The sequence below is a fragment of the Waterburya sp. genome, from assembly GCF_058530065.1.
The window spans coordinates 14,748-31,086 of the sequence record NZ_JBZNBU010000024.1 but is presented as its reverse complement, the minus strand read 5'-3'; the positions used below and the strand labels follow the sequence as shown (position 1 = coordinate 31,086).

At 39.0% G+C, this 16,339-nt stretch carries 15 protein-coding genes; 7 read left to right on the top strand and 8 right to left on the bottom strand.

What is annotated here, in order from left to right; translation table 11 throughout:
• A partial coding sequence (locus AC33VI_RS01720; protein ID WP_491780546.1) for a type II toxin-antitoxin system Phd/YefM family antitoxin occupies nucleotides 1–140 on the bottom strand: 140 nt, incomplete at its 3' end.
• Nucleotides 141–391: 251 nt separating this feature from the next.
• Between AC33VI_RS01720 and AC33VI_RS01715 the strand changes: the two genes are divergently transcribed.
• Together AC33VI_RS01715 and AC33VI_RS01710 are read left to right on the top strand one after the other, a co-directional pair.
• Nucleotides 392–940 (top strand): Fic family protein, encoded by a 549-nt coding sequence (locus AC33VI_RS01715; protein ID WP_491780545.1) that lies wholly within the window; start codon nucleotides 392–394, stop codon nucleotides 938–940.
• Nucleotides 940–1,542 (top strand): Fic family protein, encoded by a 603-nt coding sequence (locus tag AC33VI_RS01710; protein WP_491780544.1) that lies wholly within the window; start codon nucleotides 940–942, stop codon nucleotides 1,540–1,542. Before AC33VI_RS01715 ends, AC33VI_RS01710 begins: the two co-directional genes overlap by 1 nt.
• A 124-nt stretch (nucleotides 1,543–1,666) precedes the next feature.
• Here AC33VI_RS01710 and AC33VI_RS01705 read toward each other — a convergent pair whose 3' ends face one another.
• Entirely contained in the window at nucleotides 1,667–2,824 is a 1,158-nt protein-coding gene (locus tag AC33VI_RS01705) for a glycosyltransferase family protein (protein WP_491780543.1), read from the bottom strand.
• Between the two features lie 73 nt (nucleotides 2,825–2,897).
• Nucleotides 2,898–4,358 (bottom strand): glycosyltransferase family protein, encoded by a 1,461-nt coding sequence (locus AC33VI_RS01700; RefSeq protein ID WP_491780542.1) that lies wholly within the window; start codon nucleotides 4,356–4,358, stop codon nucleotides 2,898–2,900.
• A gap of 82 nt (nucleotides 4,359–4,440) precedes the next feature.
• Here AC33VI_RS01700 and AC33VI_RS01695 point away from each other — a divergent pair, with 82 nt between their 5' ends.
• Both AC33VI_RS01695 and AC33VI_RS01690 read left to right on the top strand, forming a co-directional pair.
• Nucleotides 4,441–5,973 carry a sensor histidine kinase gene (locus AC33VI_RS01695; RefSeq protein ID WP_491780541.1) on the top strand — a complete coding sequence of 511 codons (1,533 nt, stop codon included), beginning with the start codon at nucleotides 4,441–4,443 and terminating at the stop codon, nucleotides 5,971–5,973.
• Nucleotides 5,974–5,975: 2 nt separating this feature from the next.
• Nucleotides 5,976–6,647 (top strand): response regulator transcription factor, encoded by a 672-nt coding sequence (locus AC33VI_RS01690; protein ID WP_491780540.1) that lies wholly within the window; start codon nucleotides 5,976–5,978, stop codon nucleotides 6,645–6,647.
• Here AC33VI_RS01690 and AC33VI_RS01685 read toward each other — a convergent pair.
• Nucleotides 6,637–6,804 (bottom strand): hypothetical protein, encoded by a 168-nt coding sequence (locus AC33VI_RS01685; protein WP_491780539.1) that lies wholly within the window; start codon nucleotides 6,802–6,804, stop codon nucleotides 6,637–6,639. The two genes, AC33VI_RS01690 and AC33VI_RS01685, sit on opposite strands and share 11 nt — an antisense overlap.
• Before the next feature lie 433 nt (nucleotides 6,805–7,237).
• A complete protein-coding gene (locus tag AC33VI_RS01680) occupies nucleotides 7,238–8,617 on the bottom strand; it encodes a lactonase family protein (RefSeq protein WP_491780538.1) in 1,380 nt (459 codons plus the stop codon).
• Nucleotides 8,618–8,758: 141 nt separating this feature from the next.
• Here AC33VI_RS01680 and AC33VI_RS01675 point away from each other — a divergent pair, with 141 nt between their 5' ends.
• The 3 genes from AC33VI_RS01675 (at nucleotide 8,759) to AC33VI_RS01665 (ending at nucleotide 12,874) form a co-directional block, all read left to right on the top strand.
• The gene (locus AC33VI_RS01675) at nucleotides 8,759–9,634 is read left to right on the top strand and encodes a LysR family transcriptional regulator (protein WP_491780537.1); all 876 of its coding nucleotides are present in this window, start codon (nucleotides 8,759–8,761) and stop codon (nucleotides 9,632–9,634) included.
• Nucleotides 9,635–9,816: 182 nt separating this feature from the next.
• Nucleotides 9,817–10,611, top strand: a complete 795-nt coding sequence (locus AC33VI_RS01670) for a 2OG-Fe dioxygenase family protein (RefSeq protein WP_491780536.1) — start codon at nucleotides 9,817–9,819, stop codon at nucleotides 10,609–10,611.
• A gap of 334 nt (nucleotides 10,612–10,945) precedes the next feature.
• Nucleotides 10,946–12,874: an AMP-dependent synthetase/ligase gene (locus AC33VI_RS01665; RefSeq protein WP_491780535.1), complete on the top strand. Its 1,929-nt coding sequence runs from the start codon at nucleotides 10,946–10,948 to the stop codon at nucleotides 12,872–12,874.
• Between the two features lie 68 nt (nucleotides 12,875–12,942).
• Here AC33VI_RS01665 and smpB read toward each other — a convergent pair whose 3' ends face one another.
• The 3 genes from smpB to AC33VI_RS01650 all read right to left on the bottom strand — a co-directional run bounded on the left by smpB (nucleotide 12,943) and on the right by AC33VI_RS01650 (nucleotide 16,237).
• The gene (gene smpB / locus AC33VI_RS01660; protein WP_491780534.1) at nucleotides 12,943–13,410 is read right to left on the bottom strand and encodes an SsrA-binding protein SmpB; all 468 of its coding nucleotides are present in this window, start codon (nucleotides 13,408–13,410) and stop codon (nucleotides 12,943–12,945) included.
• Between the two features lie 116 nt (nucleotides 13,411–13,526).
• Nucleotides 13,527–14,633 (bottom strand): serine hydrolase domain-containing protein, encoded by a 1,107-nt coding sequence (locus tag AC33VI_RS01655; RefSeq protein WP_491780533.1) that lies wholly within the window; start codon nucleotides 14,631–14,633, stop codon nucleotides 13,527–13,529.
• A gap of 317 nt (nucleotides 14,634–14,950) precedes the next feature.
• Nucleotides 14,951–16,237: a glutamyl-tRNA reductase gene (locus tag AC33VI_RS01650; protein WP_491780532.1), complete on the bottom strand. Its 1,287-nt coding sequence runs from the start codon at nucleotides 16,235–16,237 to the stop codon at nucleotides 14,951–14,953.
• Nucleotides 16,238–16,339: the final 102 nt, after the last annotated feature.

Genomic DNA, 16,339 nt, shown 5'->3' with positions numbered 1-16,339 from the left:
AGTTCGTCAGCAGCCAAAATTGCTACGTCTTCTTTACCTTGTCGAGTAACTACGATGACATTGCGATCGCTAATTGCTTCATCCAAGATCGAGGCTAAATTTTGACGTAGATTAGTATAGTTGGTGTGTTTTGTCAGCATACTTTTAAGTACAGATATTTGTACTTAAGCATAGCAAATAGTTTGAGCAACCAGGAATGCAAATGCCTGACTCTCTCCTGACTGCATTTGTTTCAGAAATCAATTGCCAAAAATATAGGTTAAATTTCAATTCAAACTTGCCAATTGAAAAAATATAGGTTAAATTTCAATTCAAACTTACCAATTGAAAAAATATAGGTTAAATTTCAATTCAAACTTACCAATTGAAAAAATATGAGCCAAGCGGAAATATGGATAAAGCAGCGTTTTTGAAAGATTTTCCTGGCAGACTTCTAGAAATATCGGCTAATGGGAAAAACGATTGGGCATTTATTCCACATCCATTACCCCATCGTTGGAACATGACCGATGAAATGTGGATATTGTTAACTGAAGCAAAACAAGAATTAGCTCGACTTGATGGAATTGGTCACAATATGCCAAATTACAACTTGTTGCTACGCCCCTTACAACGCCGTGAGGCTTTACGCTCTTCTAGCTTAGAAGGAACATATGCAACTCCAGAAGAGCTTTTGTATTTTGAAATCGATCCAAAAGAACCAAAATCAGTAAGCGATCCTGAAAGTGCTTGGCAAGAAGTCGCTAATTACAACAGAGCATTACAATTAGGCTTGGAATTATTAAATGAAAGACCAATTTCATTAAATTTAATTAGGTCAATACACAGAGAACTTTTAGCAGGGGTAAGAGGATCGCGCAGAGATCCAGGAAATTTTCGCCGTTCTCAGGTTCACATTGGTTCTGACAGACGCTTTATTCCCCTCCTCCCAATGAAATAATGTCTTGTTTGGATAGTTTTGAAAAAGCTATTCACAAAGAAAAAGCGATTGATTCGCTTATATTTTGTTTTATGGTTCACTATCAATTTGAAACTATTCATCCATTTCTTGATGGAAATGGTCGTGTAGGAAGACTGCTTTTGTCTTTAATGATTTATAATCAATGCAATCTTCAAAAGCCTTGGCTATATCTTAGTGCTTTTTTCGACAGATATAAAGATGAATATATTAATCTTTTATTTAAGGTTAGTGCCACAGGTAATTGGAGTGATTGGATACGTTTTTGTTTGAGAGGCACTATTGAACAGTCAAAAGATTCGATTCAACGTTTTGACGAACTAGTAAAACTTCGCAATCAATATCAAGAAGGTTTGCAACAATCTGGAGGAAATGTTCGGCTGAATCAAATAATTGAACATCTTTTTGAATCTCCAGCTATTAACATTCCTTTCTTAGCAAGATTATGTAATGTTTCTTACCATACTGCCCGTAGCGACATAGATCGTTTAGTTAATGTTGGCATTCTTCATCAGTCCAATATTTCTAAGCGTCCAAAAATTTATTTTGCACCACATATCTTGGAAATTGTTTTTGGTGACTAAAATTGTATTTAGAATGTACATAAAATTTTATTAATATTTTGTTTTAAATGATTGATGATTCACTGGGTAAATTTTTTAATTTAAGCAAAAGAAAGTAATTTTAAAAAAATTAAGGTATTGAACGCTAAATTGCTGTAAATTGCTTGGTTGTTAGTTGTTGTAAACAATATCTAGTATTAGGAACACCATTGAGATTGAGAGTTAAGTTACTAGGAGTTTGTTCTAAATAATTAACAATTAGTTCGGCAAACTTTTCTGGTTTTAAATCTTCAGGTTGAATCATTTTTACTCGACCTAAACTATCTAACTTTTGCAGACGGGTTTCTTGTTCTTTATCGTTATTGCCCTGAAATGCCATCATCATGGCTGGAATACCAGTGCTTAAAATATTCATGGTGGTATTGTAGCCACCCATGCCAATGGATAGGTCGGCTTGCTGCATATAGTCTAATAAATTAGTGGTGTAGCGATCGCAAGTTATATTATCTAAATCTTTGGTTATTTCTTGTAACTTAATTAATACTTCATCAGGACTAAATGCACCTGTAAATACTTGAAGATGATGGGGTATTTTAGCTTTTAAAATTGGTGCAGCAAGAGCGACACATTCTAATAAATCGTGTCCGAATCTTCCGCCACCGACACTAACTAAAATTGTTGGTTTGTCTAGAATTATTTGGCGAGTTGTTGGTATTGGTTGAACCACATAACCCGTGTAATGAACGGGACAGTTGAGATCGTTAACGCGAGAGAAACTGAGGTCGAGTTTGACAAAGTTAGGATCGCCGTGAATTAGTAGCATATCGAAATATTTATTAATCAAACGACAAACTTTTTCTTCATGCCTTTGTTGATTTTGTTTGGTAACGACAATATCTCTAACGCTAGAAACAATTTTTGTTCCCCTTGCTTTAGCTTTTTCTAATAAAGGAATTAATTCAAAAGAAAAGCGACGACGACCAAAAGGAAATAGTTCGATAATGAGAATATCTGGCTGAAAGCGATCGCAAGTATCTAAAAGTATCTTGGTTCTTTTTGCTTCCACTTCCTCCATAGTTAAACTATCATCTACGGGACGAAGTTCGTTAAACTCGCTGTCAGTTTTAACCGCAGGAATATTAATTACTTCTATTTCTGGGGGAAATTCAAATTTGGGAATGACTTGTCCGCCGTTAATAAAACAGATTTTAAAGTCGGGAATTAATCCTTTGACTATTTCGACGCTGCGAATTAAATGACCCATGCCAAGGATGTGTTGGCAGTAAAACATTACTTTATTCATTTTAGGTAGTGGGTAGGAGGTGGAGTTTTTGAAAATAGTACTTATTACTTATTACTTATTACTTATTACTCAATTAAGCCGAGCGCAGATTGACAGGCAATTTTTGGATGTTGAAAGAATCAGACATCAGCACTGATAGATAGTCGGCGACTCTGGGTAGTCCGAGAAAATCTAGACGGACGGGTTTAGCTAGAGATTTGGCTGGGGTCAAATTAGCCAACACAGTTTCTATTAATAAATCTGGATTGAGTTCTTCGGGATGGATCGTTTCGATTAACCCTGCTTTTGCCATGCTTTGAGCGCGGATTAGTTGTTCTCTGCCTGGCTTGATGCGGGGAACGACGATCGCCTTTTTACCTTTTTGTAAGACTTCGGTAATGGTGTTATAGCCGCACATGGAAACTACTAGGTTGGCGGTGTTGATATAACTCATCATGTCGTTGGTAAATTCTTTGATGGTTACCCCTGGTAATTCTTTTGCTTGTTGGTATATTTGCTGTTGGTGTTGGGGTGGCATTTCCGCACCACAGAAGATTAAGGTATGAATGTTTTGTTGGGTAAAGTTATCTTTTCGCCGTGCCAAACCCTGAAGATAATTATTAATCAAGTAATAGCCATCCTCCCCACCTCCAGGAGTAACTAGAATTAACTTTTCATCTGTACCAATACCTAATTCCTGTCGAATGGTGCGACGGTTTTTCAAACCCGACTCTTTGCGAATATAGCCACAGTAGCGAAGTTTGTCAGCAATTGCCTCGCCAAATTGATATTCTCGTACTAGATCGAAAATCTCCTGCATTCCTACAACTAAGATGCGATCGTAAAAGGATTCTACCTGGCGGTAATAGTCTTCTCGCTGCCATTCAGCGATGGTTTTTTCAGGAGTATCTAGAATATCCCGTAGCAACAAAACAAACTTGGTGGTGGGTAAATTGGTTTTCAAATACTCAATAGTAGATTGCAATTCCCCTTGAATCCCCGTTGGTTTTTTGTCAACCAAAACTAAATCTGGTTGATAGTTTTTGGCTGCGGCTAAGATAATTTCCGATCGCAACTTTAAAATAGACTCGATATCGGCATTAAGATATTTTACCGCCATCTGTCCCCATCCCCGATTGAGGCAGGGTAATTTGATGTAGTCCAGTCCTGAAGGTAAGCGAAAATCGTGCAGCATTGGCGAACCAGAAACTAGCAGGATCGAGAGGTTAGGAATAGATTTCAGTAAATACTTACAGATTGCCAGCATACGGCGGATATTACCCAAACCGTAAGCATCATGGGAATAAACCATGATTTTTCGGTATTCGCCCTTTGTAATCGATTGTGAGTGAGTTAGTGGCATGGTGGGTAGTCCCGTCAAGCGGGATCGAGATGGGTAGGCGGTGGTAGGGGCGGTTCGCGAACCGCCCGTACGGTAAGCGGTAGGTCGTGCTAAATTGTTTTTTTGAAATCTTTGACAATAGTGAAAATCTGGGAGAAAGATTTTTCTTACCCAAATTTTGAGTATCTTGTTACGTATATTTACAAGTAGCATTAAACCTTGCGTGAAACTTTGATGAGAAAAATTTAATCTGTTATTTAATAGCAGCAATAACTTGTACATAAGTTGGTAAATAATGAAAACCCTCCAACCCTTTGGGCAAAAAATATCCTTATGGTGGCAAACCTTTAGAGCCAAAGTCGAACGGTTAAATCAGTCTCAAATCTATCAGGAAACTCGTACCCGTATTTTATTGTGGAATTTGGTTTTGATGGGTTCATTCATTGCGATCGCTATTCCTGCCATTCGTTATCGTTTGATTGCCGAAGTTACGGCACGGGTAGAGGGAGATATGCGGGAAGAATTGGAGGAATTTGAAGAAGAACTGATTGAAAGTTTATTGGAATCTAATTTCAAATCAGACCCAGAATTAACAGCAGCCGAGCGAGCCAATCACGATATATATTTAGCTTTCGATAAATTTATTTCTACCAATAAAGCCGAAGATGACAATTATTTTATCGCTATTGTTAACGGTTCATTTTACAAAAGTAATTCTCCCTTTTTACCAGAAGTAATTGCTCCTGATTCCCAGTTGATGGAATATTGGCAACAGATTACTGTCGAGAAAGAAGGTGAAGTCGATGTTGATGACCGCGAAATCGGTAGCGTTCTCTATAAAGCAGAACCGATTAAAACTACCGAAGAAGTTATTGGTGTTTTTATCGTAGCTCACCTCACCGCAGGAGAAAGGGAAGAGGTTTTAAGCTCTTTTAACATCGTCGTGCAGGTTCTTTTGTCGATAATTTTATTAGCTTCAGTCATGGCTTGGATAGCAGCAGGTAGAGTACTCGCTCCTTTGAGAAACTTCTCTGATACCCTCAAATTGATTTCCGAATCCGACCTGAGCCAGCGCATCCCAGTTCGAGGTGAGGGAGAATTGGCGCAGTTGGGACGTACTTTTAACGCCATGATGGAACGGATTGAAGATTCTTTTGCTATGCAGCGCGACTTTATTAATGATGCGGGACACGAACTAAGAACGCCAATTACCATCATTCGCGGACATCTGGAATTGATGGATATAAAGACAGAGGAGCAACGAGAAACCATCGATCTAACCATTGACGAACTAGATCGGATTAACCGTTTAGTAGAAGATTTAGTTTTACTAGCTAAATCAGAGCGTCCCGACTTTCTCCAGATTGAAACTATCGAACTGAGTTCTTTTATCGCCGAACTATTTAGCAAAATACAAACTTTAGGAGAGCGTAACTGGCATCTAGACAATCAAATCCTATCGGGTAAAATGACTGGCGATCGCCAAAGAATTACTCAAGCAATTATTAATCTTGCTAACAATGCCGTACAGCATACCGTTGTCGATAGTTTGATTGTGTTAGGCGCAAGGTTACAAGGCGATCGGGTTGAATTTTGGCTGCGAGATACGGGTAATGGCATTGCAGCTAGCGAACAACAACGAATCTTCGATCGCTTTGCTAGGGTTAAAAACAGCCGTCGTCGTTCTGAAGGTTCTGGTTTGGGTTTGGCAATTGTCAAAGCTGTAGTAGAAGCCCATCAAGGAGAGATTAATCTACAAAGCAAATTAGGAATTGGCTCGACTTTCACCCTCATTTTTCCTCTAGAGTTTAACGAAAAATCAAATTAATCATGAAACAAATACTGATCGTCGAAGACGAAGCCCGAATTGCTGCTTTTATCGCTAAAGGTTTAAAAGCTAAGGGATATAATACCACCATCGCCGAAGATGCTAATGGTGCGCTCAATTTACCTTTCAGCTACCAGTTCGATTTGGCACTGTTAGATTTAGGTTTGCCAGGAAAAGATGGCTTAGAGGTTTTAGAAGCTTGGCGCGGACAGGGAATAGAATTCCCCGTAATTATTCTCAGTGCTAGAGATGATGTGATGGATAAAGTAACGGCTTTAAAAGGTGGGGCAGATGATTACATGACCAAACCCTTTAGCTTTGCCGAGCTTTTAGCGCGGATTGAAGTGCGATTGAAAAATAACGATAGCGAGCGGCAAAATGCCGACCAAATCCAGATTCAACGAGGTAACATGACTCTCGATCTGCGTACCCGCAAAGTTACCGTTGGGGATGCTGAAATCGAACTACCCGCCCGCGAATTCACTATGGTAGAAGTGTTTTTCCGTCACCCAGGGCAGGTAATGACCAGACAACAATTATTAGATCTAGTTTGGGGTTACGATTACGATCCTGGTTCTAATATCGTTGATGTCTACGTTGGCTATCTCCGCAAAAAATTAGGGAGCAATTTTATTGAAACTGTCAGAGGCATGGGGTATCGACTCAAAACATAAAAATTGCTAGTTCCCACCAAGTTAGATGAGGGCAAGTTAAGGGAGTAGGGAGTAGGGAGTAGGGAGTAGGGAGTAGGGAGTAGGGAGTAGTGAGTAGGGAGTAGGGAGTAGCGTAGAGACGTTCCATGGAACGTCCGTACGAGTAGGGTCGTTTCATGAAACGACCGTACGGGAGTAGGTAATGTCCTAACTTAAATACGTAATGCTATATTTTTAGTGTTTAACCCTATAGAACAGTATCGCGATCGCATTTACAGCGATTTTCAAATGAATAGAACCTAGTTTGATTAAGAATATTAGAAATAAGACTCTTAATCTTTAAATTTTCACCTCTGACCCCTGACCCCTGACCCAATCTTAACTATCCAATTAATTTTGCGAGACAGCGCGTTGCGGTGAAGCAGTGCGTTGGGAAGGGGCTGTCACCTGAATTCAGTTCAGGTGCTTGAAAGCCCCGTCGGGTTCCCCGACTTGAAGCAACTGCTGAATCCGAAGGAGTTCGTAACCCGTTAAAGCGACTGTCGAGGGCGCGAGACTACTTAAATCAATTGCGACGTAATAGCGCAGCAAACTCGCGGAAAATTGAGCAATTAAGGAACTAGCACAATATCGTGTGCGCCTCGAACCACATCAATTTTAAATCCCGTTCTTTCTAGTTTTGGTCGATCGCCAGATCGCACATTCCAAAATTCTACCGTACCTGTTTTCGGGTTAGGCTGGCGATAGTTAAAGATAACTACAGCTAGAGACTTTCCAGACTCATCAAAAGTAACTTGTTCTGGTAACAATCCTTCAAAGCCATATTCATCAATGTTAGTTAATTGCCCTGACTGGGGATCGAACTTAACTAGAGATAAAGAACTGTAAGACTTACCGCGCCAAACAGGAATATAGTTTGGTAAATAGGTACGACGCATATTTACCGTAGTCATTAGAGAGTCATCAGGACTAATTGCAAATCCTTCAGGACTTAGTCCTACCTCGACTCTAGAGATGATTTCAGGTGATTGTTTCGTTTCTGGTGCAAATTTAATCGCGATCGCTTCTCCCAGGGGATTCATTAAAAAATTCAGTTGTCGTAGAAATTTGGTACTCCATTTAAGATCGGTTACTAATAAAAAACGACCATCAGAGGTAAATCGAGGATGACTAAGATGGTTGCCAACTTCTATTGGATCGTCATATGGTTCTAATTCAATCTCATCATCAGAAGTTGTCAGTATTCTGTAAAAAGCAACTTCACGATTTTTGTTTTGAGTCGTTGCTAGATACTTTCCCGAAGGATGCCAAATTGTTGTTTGATTATCTGTTCGTCTACCATTACTGGAAATAGAAAAATCAAAATTTTTGCCTAATGTTCCATCGGGTTGCAATTGAAAAATCGATAATTCTCGTCCTTTCTCCTGAAAATTAATCACTAAGAACCGACCATCAGGGCTGATACTAATATGTTCGGGATTGCGTCCTACCTCAATAGTTTCCATAACTTTGGGCAGGTTAGAATCCGCCAGATCGACTACAGTTAAATACTTACCTTCAGGCATATCATCAATGGTATCTAACTCTTGAATTCCATCTTCAGGACGCGATCGCACTTCGACAATATAAGCTCGTTTGCTGTCGGGGGAAACAGCCATAATTTGCGGCCAAGACATCACAGAATTGGATACAGGCAGCGAAGCAATTTGAGGATTTTCACGATTCAAAGGTAATTTTATTACCGTTAAAGCATCTTCAACTCCAGGCACTCGATTTAGTTTGGCATCGGCATAGGCGGTGGCTACCATATCTGCATCAGAAGCAATCAATAATTTATCCCCCGTAAATGTTGCTGATTGTGGAGATTGAGATATTTGGGCGATCGCTACTGGTTCGATTAACTGTAATAGTCCATAGATAAAAATGGCTAAAACAAAGCCTATTAAAGCAAATAAAGCTATTTTAAAGTTTTTTGACTTGTATATTTTCATTTAAAGTTAAATCAAGCAATAAATTACCAAATTACTTATGATTCAAATTAATTTTTATCATCTCTAAATTGAGAGTAAAACAATTAAAACCTGTTTGTCCAAGTCATTTTTGATGCTAGATTAATAACTAAAAGTTATTAAATGGAATTTCGTCAACTACGATACTTTGTAACCGTTGCTCAAGAATTGCACTTTGGTAGAGCAGCAGAACGTTTAGACATTACTCAGCCCGCACTCAGTAAACAGATTCGCGTTTTAGAAACTAAGATCGGAGTTAAATTATTTATCCGCACCAAACGTACGGTCAATTTAACTCCCGCAGGTGAGGTTTTTCTCATCCAAGCACAACAACTTTTACAACAGGCAGAAAATGCGATCGCCCTGACCAAACGTACTGCTTTAGGAGAAGTGGGCAGACTGACTGTGGGTTTTACCGCTACGGCTACCTATACGGTTCTACCAGAATTAATTGGTCGTTTTCAGTCGCGCTATCGGCAAGTAGAGATCGAAATGTTAGAACTTTCCACAGAATCACAGGTAACAGCACTCAATCAAAATGAAATAGATTTAGGATTTTTACATCCTCCAGTTGATTCTCGTGGCTTAGAAGTTTATCCACTTTTATCAGAGGAATTTGTTGCCGTTTTACCACCACAACACCACTTACTAGACAAAGAATCACTCTCTATAAAAGATCTGGCACAAGAGTCCTTTATCTTACATCCTCGTTCTGAAGGAAAATTCCTCTATGATGAATTTTGCAAGTTATGCCATCAAACTGGCTTCCAACCCAAGATTGTGAAAGAGGTGAATTCTCATCAAACTAGAATCTGTTTTGTCGCAGCAGGAATGGGAGTGACGTTTATTCCCGCAGGTTTGCAAACATCAATCGGCGACAATCTGGTTTGCAAACCAATAAAAGGTCTTCCATTGAGGCTAGAATTTGCAGCAGCCTGGCGTTCTGTTATTACTATGCCAGTATTACAAGGGTTTTTGGCATTGCTAAAAAATAGTTAAAGCGATCGCAAGCTTTCAAATTAGCAGAAATAACTTCTACAAAAAAAATACTCTCTAATTTTCTACTCAGACAATCTCAATGCAAACTTCAGATTGAGCTATGTTTTTTCTCAAAATCGCACCATAGCATACTAAGTAATCAACTAATTTACAATTTATGCGGATTTTGAGAGGAGACTTAAATGCTAAAACTACAAAACTTAACTAATTCACCAAAGCAAAAGAATACTGCATCCAATAACATAGAAAAAAATAGTCTAGCTTTTACGATGCCAATGTTAAATCTCACTGAAACATTGGAATTAATTGATTCTTGCGGTCAATTAGGCTCAGATCCTAGCTCAGATTATTTTACAACTCGTACCAAAAATATTGCCTATGTGTTGTGTCTCAAAGGAGAATGGTTTCAAATTCGCGCCAACTGCTTTATTCAATCCGAACATTACAATGATTTTTCTGGTGGCTATAAACGTTGTTATCAGGAAATGCCTCAGCAATTTATAGAGTCGGAGGCAACCAAAAAAGTACTTAATGTTTTCAAGTCTACCTATGATATTCCCGATGGCGAACCTATTTTAGTGCAGGTGCAACAAAGTCATGTGACAGTCGAGACTGCGGGAAAATGTTTGACTGGGCAAGGCATTCATTCAGATGGTGCAGATAAAGGAATGTTAGTATGCTTGCAACGTAACAATATTAAAGGGGCAGAAAATGCGATTTATGCAGATATTAATGGCAAGCGGTCTTTAATCGATCCTTTTATTTTGAATGATGGTCATGCTATCCTGTGGCACGATAACCAAGTATTCCATGATGTCCAACCCGCACAGCCTATCGATTTGGAAAAAGTAGGCACGAGAACTATTCTTATTGCTCACTATCCAGCCATTCATTATTTGAAGGGAACAGTTAACCCCAATAATACGTTAGGAACGAACACGGTAAATCAAGAAAGACGCTTGCGTAATAAACTTTAGGTAATTTTTGAAGATCGTCAAACAAATAATAAAACACTGGCGATAGTCTCTAGAGATACTCAAATACTTGATTAAGTTAATAGTTTGCGATCTCAAGCTCTCTAGTTCTCTAATGTTTCAATGCCTTATATCATTGCAGTTTTTAACTAAGACACCTGATTGATGTGATGAGTACTTACAACTCTCCTGACTTCTGACTTCTAACTCCTAATTTCTAAAATAAGTCTATTGCAAATATTAAATTGTCCACTGAAAGCCCAAATCTAGGTTTTCTAATGATTATTATTTGTTTATAAACAACCAAGATAAAAACTAACGATAAAAGAGTAAGAATATGGAAACTGCATCAAAAGCGATCGCATTTGACTATATCGAGCTAGAATCTTTACCTGCAATCTGGGAAATAGCAGCAGAGAAATTTGGCGATGTGATTGCTTTAAAAGATCCTCATAGCGAACCTGAAGTAGAAATTAACTATCGAGATTTAGCTGCTAAAATTCGACAATTTGCCACTGGCTTGCAAGCTTTGGGGATTCAACCCCAGGCTAAAGTGGCTTTATTTGCTGATAACAGTCCTCGCTGGTTTATAGCCGACCAAGGAATTATGACTGCTGGGGGAGTAGATGTAGTTCGTTCTGCCAATGCTGAAGAACAGGAATTACTTTATATTTTAGAAAATAGCGACAGTATTAGTTTGGTAGTCGAGAATTTAAAAACCCTGAATAAATTCAGTAGCAAGCTAGTAGATCTGCCTATAGAGTCGATCGTTCTTTTAAGCGATGAAACCCCACCAGAGGAAAGCGCGATTAAGACGATTAACTTTACTCAACTAATGGAATTGGGAAATAATAATGCTCTGCAACCTGTAAACCAAACTAAAGATACCCTAGCCACTTTACTCTACACTTCTGGTACGACGGGTAAACCCAAAGGGGTAATGTTGAGTCACGGCAATCTGCTACATCAAGTAAACTATATCAAGACCATCTTTCAACCCAACCAAGGAGATGTGTTACTCTCCATTCTCCCCAGTTGGCACGCCTACGAAAGGTCTGCCGAATATTTCTTTTTGTCCCAAGGTAGCACGCAAATATATACTTCAATTCGCTATTTCAAACAAGATTTAAAACAATTCCAGCCGACTTATATGGTAGGTGTACCCCGTCTTTGGGAATCTCTCTACGATGGAGTCCAAAAACTTTTAAGCAGTCAGTCGGCATCCCAGCAAAAACTAGTTAAATTCTTCCTCAAGCAGTCGGCTAACTATATTGCTGCCAAGCGTATTGCTGAAAATACCTGCTTGGAACATTTCGATGCTTCTCCAATGCAGAGATCCCTTGCCGATCTTAAAGCGGGGACTCTTTACCCCATCCATGCCCTAGCAGATAAATTAGTTTATCGTAAAATTCGCGATGGTATTGGCAATATCAAAGCTGTCTGTAGCGGTGGCGGATCTCTGGCGAAATATCTCGATGACTTCTATCAAAGTATTGGTGTAGATGTTTTTGTCGGTTACGGACTTTCGGAAACTTCTCCCGTTACTAACGCCCGCACTCCCCAGCATAACGTCAGAGGATCGGCAGGAAAACCTTTACCCAAAATCGAAATTAAAATTGTCAACCCCGAAACTCGCCAACCTTTACCCCAAGGAGAAAGAGGGCTGGTATTAATTAAAGGAGATTCGGTCATGCAGGGTTACTATAACAATCCCGAAGCTACTCAAAAAGCGATCGACCCCGACGGCTGGTTTGATAGTGGAGATTTGGGCTTGGTAACTCCCTATAACGATTTGGTGTTGACGGGTAGAGCTAAAGATACAATAGTTTTAACTAACGGTGAAAATATCGAACCTCAACCAATTGAAGATGCTTGCGTGCGTAGCGTTTACATCGATCAAATTATGCTCGTCGGACAAGACCAAAGAGCTTTAGGGGCATTAATCGTTCCCAATTTTGAAACCTTGCAACAGTGGATAACAGAACAAAATTTAGACCTTCAATTACCTACTCCCGAAAGTAGTCCTGAAGAAATTGCTCAAAGTGGCTTAAATGATAAGGCAATTATCGATTTATATCGCAATGAATTAACTCGCGAAGTGAAAAATCGCCCAGGTTACAAAACCGACGATCGCATTACTGATTTTCGTTTTATTGTCGAGCCGTTTTCTCAGGCTAATGGCTTGATGACTCAAACTTTTAAAATTAAACGTCCCCAAGTTAGAGATCGATATCAACACTTAATTGATGAAATTTTTGCCAATTAATTTATCTAACTCATAACTTGTCACCCAAAGATATTGGTCGAAGGTAGTTTTTTTAGTTAAATACTCGATCAATATCTTTTCATTGCTCTTGCCATTGCTCTTTGGTCGTCTCGTTTCTTGGCAGTTTCTCGTTTATCGTGAAGTTTCTTACCTCTACCTAAACCAATCGCAACCTTAACCCGACCTTTCTTAAAATACATTTTTAAAGGAACGAGAGTTAAACCTTTTTGTTCTGTCTGTCCGATGAGTTTATTAATTTCTTTGCGGTGTAAAAGCAATTTTCGGATGCGGAGAGGATCGTGATTAAAATATTGACCTGTAGCTTGATAGGGAGAAATATGAACGTTGCTCAACCAAACTTCTCCATTTTTAATAAAGGCGTAGCCATCTCTAAGATTTACTTTCCCCGCGCGAATTGATTTAACTTCTGTTCCTACTAATTCAATTCCAGCTTCGTAAGTTTCGAGGATTTCATATAAATAACGAGCTTGACGATTATCGCTAACTATTTTGTGACCCGTGCTTTTTTCCGCCATTCTTCAATTTCTATCTTATGGTCTTGTTCGATAATCTATTAGTATATCATTCAGGTTTAGCCAGGAATTCTATCTTTGGTTGGAGTTAACTAATCAATAAATCATCGATTTACAATTTAATATTCGATCGCCTCATAATCCAAAGCATGACGTTTCCCCAACATTACCGCAGAAACGATCCCAGGACAAATCTTTAAACCATTTTGACTATTAGTTAAAATAACCACTCCCGTACCCAATTCCCTAGAAGCAATGGCAAAGGTTTTGTAAATAACCCCATCTCCCCAGTGCCAAAAATACTTGTGACCTCCAGAATATTCTAAAGCCCAACCCAAACCCCAATCGAGATAGTAATTTAACTGAACTTGCGAGCGCAACATTTCTTGGATGCTAGATTCGGTTAATAAATGACTGTCAACCGTGCCAGATTGCATTATTGCCATCATAAACCGAGCGTATTCAATCGCCGTTGTCCGCAAACTTCCCGCCGATGAGCCTTCTTGGGGTTGTCTCATGGGAGTAGAGTTAAGATTGAGATCGTGTCCTGCTACAGCTGTATTTTGATAGGCTGGTTGCCAAATATAACTACTACTATTCATTCCCAAGGGTAATAATAATTCCCGTTGGATATAACTAGCAAAAGGTTGCTGGGTAATTTCGGCGATCGCTTGTTGTAAATATAAAAAACCTTCTCCCGAATAACCAAATCTTGTCCCTGGAGTCGCTTCGATCCAAACTGGTATGCTACCACTCCAATTGGGAAAACCCGTAGTGTGAGATAAAACATGACGAGCGGTAATTAAAGACAAGCGAAAATCTTTGATATAAGGCTGGGCAGTATATTCGATTAGAGGAGTATCTAAATCTAATTGTCCTCTTTCTACTAGTTTCATTACCAAATAAGCAAAAAGAGGCTTGCTTAAAGACGCTCCTGCAAAAATACTGTTGTCGTCAATTGGCGTATTAGTGCGACTGCTTTGTCTGCCAAAATTACCGTTCCAGAATATCTGGCGATCGCTAATTACAGCTACTGCTAACCCTGGTATTTTATACTGCTTCATCCACCCAGGAATCTTCGCTTTTAAATCTCCGACAACAGTTTCCATCGGTAAATCCTTCGCCATAGTAGGTTTGAGACTATTCAAAACTTGAGCCGCCAAAAATGCGATCGAGGCTTTAGCAGCTTGTTGTAACCAAAAACGACGGGAATAAAATTGGGACATAAGCGATCGCCATAATTTAGGTAGTAGGTAATTAATTTTCTAATATTTATATGTATTGGTCGATTTGTGGCTCGCGATCGTAATACCAAATTAATTAATGTTTGCGACAGATGAAAATAATCTCAAGCTAGCGTGGGCATTGCCCACACTACAGGATATCTGTCACATTCTTTTTTCTAATTGGTATAAGATTGCTATTTGACATGACTATAATTCTTCTATTTCTAACAACTATATTCAATAAAAAATAACGCGGCTCATTTATCTCAGAGTCGCGCTTTATTTGAGTTATTAAATAATTTAATTTTCTAACCAGTTTAACTGTATTGTTCTTCTGTATCGAGATCGAAGAGCATTTGTAAAGATCGCAGACAGTGACGGCGAGCTTCAATATCTTGTTGCGCTCTCAACTGTACCATTGGCTCGTGAAGAATCTTGTTCACAATTCCTCTAGTCAAGGCTTCAATTGTCTCTTGGTGTTTTTCGGCAAATTCAGCACCCAAACGAGATAAAGCTTTTTCCATTTCTTGTTCGCGGATTGTTTCCACCTTGCTACGCAAACAACTAATAGTGGGAACGGTTTCTAAAGATCTCCACCAGTTAATATAGCCAATAACCTCTTGTTCGATAATTCCTTCCGCTTCTAATGCCATTTGACGACGACTTTCTTGGTTTGCTGCCACCACTGCTTTTAGATCGTCAACATTATAAGCCGTTACACAGCCCAATTGGCTGACATCTGCTGCTACGTTGCGAGGTACGGAAATGTCTACCAACATTAAATCTCTCTCTAAAGAAAGATTATTTTCTAATTTTGCTTTGGTTAGAATAGGTTCTGTTGCTCCAGTACTAGTAAAAACTAAATCCGAAACAGCTATCGCATCCATCATTTCCCCGATCGGATAAATCTTGAAATTCCCTTGAGGAAATTGGTCGCAAAGCTTTTGCGCTCGACGATGAGAGCGATTAACAATGGAAAAATCTGTTACTCCTTTAGAAATAGCGTGCTTGACCAAAAGACAAGCCATTTTACCCGCCCCTACGATAGAGATGTTACAGTCAGGTAAATTATCTACTTTGGTGTGGACTAATTCCACCGCAGCAGAACTAATAGAAACCGCTCCCGTGCCAATACTGGTTTCGCTACGAACTCTTTTTCCTGTAGAAATAGCTTGTTTGAACAATTTATCGAGTAGTTTGCCCAAGCCTTTATGCTTTTGACTGAGTTTGTGAGTAGTTTTGACTTGAGCTAAAATCTGACCTTCTCCCAAAACCAAACTTTCCAAACCCGCAGAAACGCGCATCAAGTGGCGCAAAGCATCTTCTCGCAAAAGAGTAAACAAATTGGGACGAAGTTGTCTTAAAGGAAGTTGAGCTTTATCTGCCAAAAACTGACTGATTTCCTTGACTCCCTGTTCGATATCTCTTGCTACACCATAGATTTCTAAACGATTACAGGTACTAATAATCGCTATTTCTACAATGTGAGGATAACCTTTAAGAGTGGCGATCGCTTCTTCTATGCTTGCTTCTGGAATACTTAATTTTTCACGCACTTCAACAGAAGCAGTTTTGTGACTTAAACCAACAACTACAATATTCATTATGTTTCTTTACAATTTTTTTTTGCCCCAACTAGATATTCAAAGTTAAGCAAAGAATTTTTTATATTTTATAAATTTTGTCTCGATCGAGTTTTTTATGAA